The sequence below is a fragment of the Microcoleus sp. genome (genome assembly GCF_049646505.1).
In the GTDB taxonomy this organism is placed as follows: Bacteria; Cyanobacteriota; Cyanobacteriia; order Cyanobacteriales; family Microcoleaceae; genus Microcoleus.
The window spans coordinates 1-10,114 of sequence record NZ_JBARVX010000654.1; the positions used below are offsets into that span (position 1 = coordinate 1).

The following is a 10,114-nucleotide window of genomic DNA, read 5'->3' on the forward strand; positions in this document are numbered from 1 at the left end:
GCCCACGAGTGGCGGATTGTCACAGCATCGGGAAAGCTCAAATGGCTGCAAGGTCATTCTCGACCGGAATTGCGCGAAAATGGAGATATTGTCTGGCACGGCGTTATACTCGATATTAGCGATCGCAAACAAGCAGAACAACAACTCAAAGAAGCCGCATTAGCAGCAGAAGCTGGCAACAAAACTAAAAGCATCTTTCTCGCCAACATGAGCCACGAATTGCGAACCCCCCTCAACGCCATTCTCGGCTTCGCTCAATTAATCGAACCCAGCGCTAATTTAAGTGTTCCGGAAAAAGAACATATCAAAATTATTCGCCGCAGCGGAGAACACCTGCTTCAACTGATCGATCGAATCTTAGACTTATCTAAAATTGAAGGCGGGCGCATGACACTCCACCCCAAATACTTTGACTTGTACCGCTTGCTGAGCGACGTGCAAAATATGTTCCTAATTCCTGCAAAAAATAAAAAAATCAAATTAACTATTGACTGCCCTTCCGATGTCCCTCAATACGTGCAAACTGATGATTTCAAGTTGCGGCAAGTGCTGATTCATCTATTAGAAAATGCACTTAAATTTACCCATACAGGAGCGGTATCAGTCACCGTAGGAGCGAACCAAAAAGGAAACACAAAGCCTGTAGAAGAAGATTTTTCAAACTTAGAGAAAAATCCCCAAAAAGTTTTTATTCACTTTGAAGTAGCCGATACAGGAGTTGGCATTAACCCAGAAGAATTAGATAGTATATTTGAATTGTTCGTCCAAAGTTCATCTGGAAAAAAAATTCAAAAAGGTACGGGATTAGGATTAAATATCAGCCGCGAATTCATAAAATTAATGGGCGGCGAAATTACCGCCGAGAGCGAAGTGGGACGGGGTACAGTCTTTAAGTTTGACATTCAAGCTGTTACAGCAGTCGCCCCAGTTGAATCCACAGATTTTTCGGAGAGTTCAATTACCGTCAAACCAGAAATATTTGATACTGCTGAAATATTTACCCTTGACTCGAAGCCGAAAGTTTCTCCTGAATGGACGAGCCATCTCAAACAAGCAGTGCGCGAGGCAGACTTCGATTTAATTGCTACAACTATTGAGGAAATTCGCAGCGAAAATGATGTTTTTGCCAAAGTTTTGATGAATCATTTAGATAATTTTGATTATCAAAAAATACTCGATTTAATTGCAGAAGTTGAGCTGTAGCTGCGTAATATCAATTCCGGTTGTACCGTCAGGTGATTGTTAACTGTTGACTGTTGACTGTTGACTGTTAACTGTTGACTGTTAACTGTTGACTGTTGACTGTTGACTGTTGACTGTTAAGAGGGCGGGCACTCTTGGCACCGCCCCTACGGACTGTTGACTGTTGACTGTTGACTGTTGCAATCCCTCCGCTTCGCTCCGCCCAATGCCCTGCGCGGGCCAATGGCCAATGCCCATGACTGTTGACTCGATTTTATTATTCCGATGCAGCCGGAATTGATATTACCCACAGCCAATAAATGATGACTTGGGGAGTTAGTTATTGGCAGTTGGCAGTTGGTTGTTGGCAGTTGGCTTTAGCTAATAACAACTAATACCAAATTCGGGTTTGGATTCCCTTTATGAACCAGTCGGCATTGGGGCCGACATCGTTTGTGTAGACGCGGTTTCAACCGCCGAATGATAAAGGGGGTATGTTACTCGGATTTGGTATAACAACTGCTAACAACTGACAACTAACAACTAAGGAGCGAAAACTTAATAACTTAAACACCTCCTACAGTCCTCTCTCCTGTAAGTTGCCAGATAAAAGGAGGCTCTTCCTCCGCACCTGCATTACCAGGCTCTTCCTGGTAACGAGCAACTGACAACTGCCAACTAACAACTGCCAACGGACAACTGCCAACTGACTAATCTTTATCTAGTTTAATTTGTTTGTGTTGAGAAAACACTCGACAGTTATTGAGGTCAACAAACAACAGTTCTTCTTGATGCTTTTCTGACATATTCACTAGATTGTATTGAACATTTTTTTCATATAGAGTTAGAGCAATCTGGCAAACTTCTAAAAAATTAATCAGCCACTGACATTCAGCAGCCGATTTATCCTGATAGTATTCAATTAATCGAGCCAAACAAAGTTCTAAATAGGTTCGGGAATAGGCAGAAATCAAAATTATTTTGAGCATCAAAATTGCTAGTGTTAAAGGATTTAGTTTAGCGGCGCACAGTAGAAATAAGGCTGTCGGTTCCCCGGAATGTTCCACAGTCAAGGATTTGATTAGATAATTGCAAGTTCTCAGATGCAGGCTAACGGTCAAAGTTTCTTCATCACTTTCTGGATGAAAATCTTCTAAAATATTAATTATTTGTTCGCGGTCAATCTCTGTAATATATAAATTTTGCTTGTAATAAAATAAATAGTTAATCAGAGATTTTTTAAACTGCTTGTAGGTAATATTTTGAATTTGATTGATAAAAATATTGGCTAAGTTTCGATAATTCAATGAGCCTTGTTTTACCAAAATTATTTTGATTAAACGCAGGGCTTCATCTCCTAAAAGTGTGGGATTATAATGATTTTCTAATTGGGCTGTGGGCGACTGAGACCGCGATGTATACATGGCTAAATCGAATTTGTACTTGTCTTTTAGCTGCTGCGACAATAGTTGGGCAGCTTGACGTTCTTCGATGGTGTTTTTAGTATTTAGATATTGAGCGGCTAGCAAATAAGGCTGATAGCGAAAAATCCAGTTATTTTCTAGCGGATGGTAGTCGCCGTACTTGAATACAGATAATTTGAGGTCTTCGTAATGTTGGGTTTTGATAAAGTTTGTCACCCACACTCTCAGTATTTTGAGACAATTGTCCGGGTGGGGTTCGCTGAGGCTTCTCTGGCTAATAATTTTAATTAAGTCGCGAGCAAGTTGGTATTTTCTCTGACTTGTCCAGTTATTTATTAAGATGTAGCAGCAGCGTTTAAATAAGTTGTTGAATTCTTGTTGGCTGTCAAATTCAATGATTACGTGCAGGGCTTGAATTACTTTGGGGTTAACTGGAGCAATTTGTTCGATAAATATTTTTTTAAATTGTTGCAAAACTACTTCTGATGCTGAGGATTCAATCTGATTTATAAAAAATTTGTAAATATTTTCTTGAGCTGCGAAAACGGTGAGTTCGGATTGTTTTAGTTGAGCTTTTGGTTGAGGCGCGAACTCATCGGGCAATATATTGTTTGTGAGAGCATGGAGAACTTTTGACTCTTGTGTTTCGGGTTGAGAGGAAAAGTCCTGAGATGGCATAACGTCCTCGCTCAGTTGATTAAAAGACTATTATAATTATCATCGTTGATTTGCAGCTAATAATTTAATTTTTTACTTGACTTTTGTGAGCCTACAGTTAACCCCCCCGATCGCCCTTTTGGTAAGGGTAATCGAGGGGGTTAATTATTATACCATCATTTTCGATCTTCGGATTGAAGATTTTCGATGGCAGAATTGGCTATAACTGATGACTGCCAGAGTTAGGATCTTCCCTACAGTTGGATTATTTTGGGAAGGTGGTGTTATTTGTCAAGTATCTGAGGGTATCAAGCAGGGTCTGCTTGAGCTCGTTTTTGTAGCAGGCGGGCAATTTCTGCTTTTTCTACAAGTCCCACGAGGACACCGTTTTCGCGAATGACGGGGAGTTCTTGCACTTTCAGTTGTTCGAGAAGGGTGACGACTTCGAGGAGGGATAATTCTGGTTTGACGGTGGTGGAAAATTCGATCGGCTTGAGGAGTTCTTTCACCAAAACTTGGGGCCAGCTTCCGGTAGGAATGGTTTTGAGCTCGTCAACTTCGATCGCCCCTACGAGTTGTCCGGCATCATCTGTTACCAAATACCGGCGCCAGTTTTGAGCATTGCCGATCACGTAGTTGTTGGCAAATTCTCTGAGCGACAAGTTTTCAGGGACGATCGGACTTTCGGCGGTAAGAGCATCTGCGGCTGTCAGCCCTGCTAGTTCGTTTTGAACAGTACCGTATTGTGCGGATTGACCTGCATTTTGCAGCAAGAACCAACCAATTACTAGATTCCAAATATTACCGAATATGCCTGTAGCAATGGCAATCCAACCAATGATTTGACCGACGCGGCTAGCAAAAATTATGCCTTTGTAAGGGTTGCCGGTAATTTTCCAGACAATCGCTTTGAGGATGTTGCCGCCGTCGAGAGGCAAACCGGGAATTAAGTTAAATAAAGCCAAAACTAAGTTGATGGAAGCTAAAAGTCCGACGATGGCGGCTGCGGGGCCTGTGAGACCAGCACCGATGCCGATCGCAGTTAACAAACCCGACAAAAATAAGCTAACTAACGGGCCTGCAATGGCGACCCAAAATGCTTCGGCTGGGGTTTTCGATTCTCTTTCCAAATTAGCCAGCCCGCCAAACAGAAATAGCGAAATTGATTTCACGCCAATTCCCTGTTTGATAGCTACCCAACTGTGTCCTAATTCGTGGGCTAAGACAGAAGCAAATAACAGCAGGGCTGTGAACAATCCCAGCATCCAAGGCACTACGGGCCCTAATGCGGGAAACAGGTTAGCTAGTGCGCCGCCGTATTGCCAAGTTACTAAGCCCAGAACTAGAAACCAAGATACGTTGACATAAAAGGGAATTCCAAACAGGTTGCCGACGCGAAATGTACCGTTCATAATTGGCTACCTCTGATATTATAGACAAGAAGTTTTTTTCTCTGTTTCCTTATAGTAACTAAATGTAACTGAAATGTTAATGTTTCAATTAGGGTGTTATCCGTCTGTGGAGGTTCGGTTTGCTGAATCATCACCGCCGGCTGCGGTTGGTGCTGCGGGGCTGCCAGGGGTTCAAAATTCCTGTCGAAAGAGCGGAAGTCATCTCTCTGAGGACTGAACATTATATTTATTTGAGTTTTCAATATAAGTTTTCAGTTGGTTTTAACCCAGATGTTGCACCATTCTCGCTTAACAGGCCGGACAGCCTGTTCCACAAAGAGTGAATTTCTTGTGGGGAGTAGGGTTGGGCAGGAGAGCCCGCCCATAAAAAGCTTCCACACGAATGGTGCAAGATATCAGTTTTAACCGACTTTACCTTTGAGACGGGGAATTAATTCCCTGGCGGACTATTGCACCTCTGGCTAGATATCAGTTTCAAGCAATTTTAGTTAGTCAGACGGGAATCCCCACACTATATCGCTTCGATTAGTGTGGGATGAGAGGCGCGTGAATCGAGGATTCCACATTTTCATGTCCTCGCCAGCATAGCGGGCGAGCAATGAAGGTGTGGATGACGACATCAAAGCACAATAAGTTCTTTATTTGCCAACATCGTTACTTGACATAATTATTAAATTATTGCTTGACACAATATAGTCTTTTATGGTATTTTTATTCTCAGCAAATGCGTAAAGGTCGTAGCGCAATGAAAGTAACATATCAGTATCAGTTCTATCCCAACACCATTCAAAAGTTAAGCCTAAATCATTGGTTGAGAATTTGTCGCTATTGGTACAACAGGCAGCTAGGCGATCGATTTGATTGGTGGGAGAGTAACCGGACTGCTATAAATGCTTGCCCATTAGTTGCTAGCATCTTTACGCCCCGCGCGAAGCCTAACTACTATTCCCAAAAACAACAATTACCAGTCATCAAAAAAGACCTAGTAAAAGTCTTCCACAGTGGCGAGCTATTGGACTTCAAGCAGGTAGATTCAACTATTCTGCAAGATGTTTCTAAGCGAGTAGATCAAGCCTTTGAGCGGTTTATCGTAGGGGACAGTAAAGGCGGGCGATCGGGTAAGCCCCGATTCAAGACTGAAGCGGATTACCGGACGATGACTTTTTCTACGGCTAATAACGACTGGATTAAGCTGGTTCGCAAGAATTGGTTTTATATCCGATTGCCGAAGTTGGGTGTCATAAAAGTTCGGATGCACCGCCCAATCCCCGATGGATTCACCCCAAAGCAAATTAGTGTAACTAGAAAGGCTGACGGTTGGTTCATCCAGATAATGCTTGAAGACGCTTCAGTACCCCAGTTTATTCCTGATAAAGTTACCCCAAACTGGGATAACTCAATTGGGTTGGATGCGGTGCTACATGAAAATGTCTATTTAGCAACATCGTCAGGGGAAAAGCTACCTTCGTTGAAACCGCTTCGCAAAAACCAAGCTAAGTTAGACCAGATATCAAGGAAGCGGAACAAACGGAAGCGTGGCTCTAAGTGCCGACGTAAATTAGCCAAAAAAGAAGCGAGACAGCACCAAAAAATAGCGCGTTCTCGCCAAGATTTCCACTACAAAACAGCTCACAGACTTGTCTGGTCTGGAGCTAAATTCTTTTTTCATGAGGACTTAAACTTAAAAGGCTTAACAAAACGGAATAAAGTTAAGCAAGATAATGAGGGTACTTACCTCCCAAACGGTCAATCAGCTAAATCAGGACTAAATAAGTCTTGGCTGGATGCTGCGTTCGGTCAATTTTTCAAGACGCTGGAATACATAGCCGAAAAAGCTGGGTCAGTCGTCGTTCCGCAAAAACCTGCTTATACTTCAATGGTTCTATGCTATCGGAATGAAATTGTTTTCACCGATTGCGGGATGCGAGACTATTGGGATGAGCAGCATTCTTTAATGGTCGATCGCGATATTAATGCCGCGATTAATTTAAAGAAGTTGGGGTTGGACATTTTCTCTCTTGATAAAACGCCGTAGCGGGAATCTTTCTATAGTAGGAACTATAGATGATAGTACCGCGAAGGAAATTTTGCACACCCTTCATCGGGCTGCAAAGATGCCCACGTCATAGCACCACGAGGCTTGACGTGGGAGTATGTCACTTATAATTACTTACCGCAAGCAGAGTTTTGGTGCTAATAATTATGTCAGAATCTTTTTTGCTAGGTCGCCTGCTGCTGCAATTTAACAGCGAAGCGAGCGAGATTATTACAGATTTATCCGCTGTTGCTTTAACTCCCGACGGTCATTTGTGGGTGGGTTCCGATGAGGGGACTTCGCTGGAATGTTTGTCGCCTGTGGAACCTCATGTTTTTGGAAAACATCAAAAATTTGCGATCGGAGATTTTATCGATTTATCGGCAGACGACGAAATCGATATTGAAGGAATTGATTTCAGCAACAATTGCCTTTGGCTGGTCGGTTCTCACAGCACAAAACGCAAAAAACCTAAAGGTAAAGATTCCGAAGACGATCTCGAAAGATTGGCCACAATTAAGACAGATGTCAACCGCTATTTGCTAGCAAAATTTCCTGTAAAAGACGGGATTTTGTACAAGTCAATTTCCCATCCTGAAAATCCCCAAATTCAATTAACGGCGGGATGCCTTGAGCGGACTGAAACGGGCAATCTGCTGACAGATGCGCTGCAAGATGACAAACATCTCGGCTTTTATTTTTCTGTGCCAATTCCGAGCAAAGAAAATGGCTTCGATATTGAGGGCTTGGCGGTGCGGGGAGAGAGCATTTTTCTGGGTTTGCGGGGGCCGGTGCTGCGGGGTTGGGCGATAATTTTAGAGCTGGAAGTTGAAGAAGCAGAACCGGGAGTTTTAAGGCTTAAGGAAATTGGGGAAGCAGGGAAATTGTACAAAAAACATTTTGTCGATTTGAACGGTTTGGGCGTGCGAGAATTGTGTTTTAATGGGGAAGATTTGATTATTTTAGGCGGGCCGACGATGACTTTATCGGGGGCGACGAGGGTTTTTCGGTTGAAGGGAATTTTAGGGCGTGAGGGCGACAGTATTACTGGACAAGATGGGGGAGATTTGGAGGTATTGTTTGACTTGCCTTTTAAGGTTGGTACGGACAATGCTGAGGGATTGAGCCTGTTTCCATATTTGGGGAAGGAGAATTCGCTGTTAGTGGTTTACGATTCGCCTGCTGCGAGTAGAATGGTTGGGGAAAATGCGATTTTTGCGGATGTTTTTAGGTTGGGTTCGTAGTGAGGATGACCGTCCGCAAAATTTAGGACTTTAGTCCTTACTACAAACAGAAATTTGGTTAATTGTCGATCGCATCTTCACCCAGCGGCCTGCTGTAGCGCTTCAATTCATCAATCAATCGAGTATCGTTAGAAGCTGTTCTCGCTCCCGCTTGGGCCGCCCACTGCTTCAAATCTTCAATTTGCGATCGGGCGATCGCAGCTAAAGGTACTGTATCCTCGATCGACCTCAAAACATCCTCCGTCGTCAAATCTCGGCGCTGCCCGTTCACAAAAGTCCCAAAAGCCCGGTACAATCCATCAATTACAACTTGCTCAATTTCCGCACCGCTAAAATCCTTAGCAGACTTCGCCAAAACATCCAAATCAAATTCGCGCAATCTAGTCGGCCGCAAACGCTGCAAATGCACCTTAAAAATATCTTGCCGTTCCGATTCTGAGGGCAAATTCAAAAAGAAAATCTCATCAAATCTGCCCTTTCTCAGCAACTCCGCCGGAAGAATTCGGACGTTATTTGCAGTTGCGACAATAAACACCGGGCTGGTTTTTTCCTGCATCCAAGTAATCAAACTGCCGAATACCCGGCGCGAAGTTCCCGAATCGCCGTCGCCCCCGCTGATAATGTTGCCGAAGGCTTTATCTATTTCATCAATCCACAAAACGCAAGGTGCGATCGCCTCTGCCAATTGGATCATTTGCCGAACCCGGCTTTCGCTTTCCCCGACCACGCCGCCAAACAACCTCCCAGTATCCAAGCGCAGCAGCGGCAAACGCCATTCCGAGGCGATTGTTTTCGCCGATAAAGATTTGCCCGTTCCTTGAATTCCTACTAACAAAACGCCTTTAGGATTGGGTATACCGTAGCGGCGCGCTTCGTCAGTAAAAGCATCTTGCCGCATCTTTACCCACTGCTTCAAATTCTCCAATCCGCCGACACTTTTGAGAGATTCTCGCGAGTTGAAAAACTCCAAAATTCCGGTTTTGCGAATTGCTTGCTGTTTTTCTTCCAAAACTCCCTCAATATCTGACTCATTAATTTGTTGTTTGGCCGCCAAAGCTTTAGCTAAAACCCGCCTAATTCGAGCGCGGCTCAAACCTTGACAAGCTTTAACTAATTGTTCCTTTGCTAAACCGCTAACTTGCAACTGTTCGGGCTTTTCTACAATGTGGGAAATTAAATGATTGATTTCTGGGACATCGGGCAAAGGGAAATCAATTACTGTTACTTCCTCTTTCAATTCTTCGGGCAATTCTAGGGAGTGAGAAGTGAGAATTATTGTTTTTTTGCTGCGTTTCAATTCCCGCGTTAAATTTCGTAATTCCCGCACTACCGGAGCATTTCTTTCGGTGTAGGGAGCTCTCAAAATAGGGTGCAAATCCCGCAGTACAAATATGGTATATTCTTCTACAGCAGTCTTGCCGATGCGATCGAGCGCCGCCATTACTGAACCTTTTGCAGAACCGTTATCTTCCCAGCCGCGCACGATATCCCAGAACAACACTCGGCGCGCGGGAGTTACTTGCAAAGCTACTTGTGCAATTACAGCTTCGATCGGTTCCTCTTCTGCGCCGACAATATACAGCAGCGAGTAGCGAGCGCGAATCATCAAATCTAGTCGCGTTACCAGTGCCTCGAATGGGTTGTTGTTGTGACCGCCTTTGACGGCATCAAATTCTCTTGGTTTAGGAAGGTTTTGTGTCATTTTATTTGATATTTTAGATTTAAGTTTTATTAAAAGTATTGTTTGTAGTAAGGACTTGAGTTCGGGAAAAATATTTAACAGGACTAAAGTTCTTACTACAAACGTTAAAATTATAACAGAATAGTGGGGATTTGGCTATTTAGCAGCTTGTCGGGCTTGTTTCACCATTTCAATCAGAGTATGGTGAGCATCTTCGGCATCTTTTAAAGGCCGATCGAACTTAACTCTAACAGGCAAAGTTTCACCATTGACTCGAGCGGTTAAATCCATGCCGTTAGCATCAATCGCGAGCATTTGAGCTTCCGCGGCCTCTGGTTTGCCGCCAAAGGCTCGAGCGTAGAGGACTACAGCACTAGCGTGGTCTTCGTTCATGTGAGTGCAGATGCGATCGCTAATTTCGGTCGAAAACTGGTCTGACATGGGGATTCCTCATATGCAGTATCGATCGATTGTACTGC

Annotated in this window: 9 protein-coding genes; 3 read left to right on the top strand and 6 right to left on the bottom strand. The window is 43.6% G+C overall.

The features are described 5' to 3' along the window. A partial coding sequence (locus WBA89_RS29900) for an ATP-binding protein (protein WP_424411303.1) occupies positions 1-1,203 on the top strand: 1,203 nt, incomplete at its 5' end. Positions 1,204-1,284: 81 nt separating this feature from the next. On the opposite strand, the gene WBA89_RS29905 is transcribed toward WBA89_RS29900, so the two are convergent. From WBA89_RS29905 to WBA89_RS29920, 4 genes are all read right to left on the bottom strand, one after another. Next, on the bottom strand, positions 1,285-1,440 hold the full coding sequence (locus tag WBA89_RS29905; RefSeq protein ID WP_424411304.1) for a hypothetical protein: 156 nt from the start codon (positions 1,438-1,440) through the stop codon (positions 1,285-1,287). 308 nt (positions 1,441-1,748) lie between these two features. Further along, entirely contained in the window at positions 1,749-1,874 is a 126-nt protein-coding gene (locus tag WBA89_RS29910; RefSeq protein WP_424411305.1) for a hypothetical protein, read from the bottom strand. Positions 1,875-1,892: 18 nt separating this feature from the next. Beyond that, positions 1,893-3,284, bottom strand: a complete 1,392-nt coding sequence (locus WBA89_RS29915) for a hypothetical protein (protein WP_424411306.1) — start codon at positions 3,282-3,284, stop codon at positions 1,893-1,895. A 287-nt stretch (positions 3,285-3,571) separates the two neighbouring features. Continuing rightward, the gene (locus WBA89_RS29920) at positions 3,572-4,675 is read right to left on the bottom strand and encodes a site-2 protease family protein (protein WP_424411307.1); all 1,104 of its coding nucleotides are present in this window, start codon (positions 4,673-4,675) and stop codon (positions 3,572-3,574) included. 745 nt (positions 4,676-5,420) lie between these two features. Here WBA89_RS29920 and WBA89_RS29925 point away from each other — a divergent pair. Together WBA89_RS29925 and WBA89_RS29930 are read left to right on the top strand one after the other, a co-directional pair. After that, entirely contained in the window at positions 5,421-6,710 is a 1,290-nt protein-coding gene (locus WBA89_RS29925; RefSeq protein ID WP_424411308.1) for an RNA-guided endonuclease InsQ/TnpB family protein, read from the top strand. A gap of 167 nt (positions 6,711-6,877) precedes the next feature. Continuing rightward, positions 6,878-7,954, top strand: coding sequence for a DUF3616 domain-containing protein (locus tag WBA89_RS29930; RefSeq protein ID WP_424411309.1), 1,077 nt, complete (start codon positions 6,878-6,880; stop codon positions 7,952-7,954). 58 nt (positions 7,955-8,012) lie between these two features. On the opposite strand, the gene WBA89_RS29935 is transcribed toward WBA89_RS29930, so the two are convergent. Both WBA89_RS29935 and WBA89_RS29940 read right to left on the bottom strand, forming a co-directional pair. Then, the gene (locus WBA89_RS29935) at positions 8,013-9,656 is read right to left on the bottom strand and encodes an AAA family ATPase (RefSeq protein WP_424411310.1); all 1,644 of its coding nucleotides are present in this window, start codon (positions 9,654-9,656) and stop codon (positions 8,013-8,015) included. 135 nt (positions 9,657-9,791) lie between these two features. Next, positions 9,792-10,076, bottom strand: a complete 285-nt coding sequence (locus WBA89_RS29940; RefSeq protein ID WP_424411311.1) for a DUF2470 domain-containing protein — start codon at positions 10,074-10,076, stop codon at positions 9,792-9,794. Positions 10,077-10,114: the final 38 nt, after the last annotated feature.

What these genes read in the sequence shown, in the direction of transcription:
- WBA89_RS29905 (WP_424411304.1), bottom strand. Translation starts at nt 1,440, where the DNA reads ATGGGCATTGGCCATTGGCCCGCGCAGGGCATTGGGCGGAGCGAAGCG.
- WBA89_RS29915 (WP_424411306.1), bottom strand. Translation starts at nt 3,284, where the DNA reads ATGCCATCTCAGGACTTTTCCTCTCAACCCGAAACACAAGAGTCAAAA.
- WBA89_RS29920 (WP_424411307.1), bottom strand. Translation starts at nt 4,675, where the DNA reads ATGAACGGTACATTTCGCGTCGGCAACCTGTTTGGAATTCCCTTTTAT.
- WBA89_RS29925 (WP_424411308.1), top strand. Translation starts at nt 5,421, where the DNA reads ATGAAAGTAACATATCAGTATCAGTTCTATCCCAACACCATTCAAAAG.
- WBA89_RS29930 (WP_424411309.1), top strand. Translation starts at nt 6,878, where the DNA reads ATGTCAGAATCTTTTTTGCTAGGTCGCCTGCTGCTGCAATTTAACAGC.
- WBA89_RS29935 (WP_424411310.1), bottom strand. Translation starts at nt 9,656, where the DNA reads ATGACACAAAACCTTCCTAAACCAAGAGAATTTGATGCCGTCAAAGGC.
- WBA89_RS29940 (WP_424411311.1), bottom strand. Translation starts at nt 10,076, where the DNA reads ATGTCAGACCAGTTTTCGACCGAAATTAGCGATCGCATCTGCACTCAC.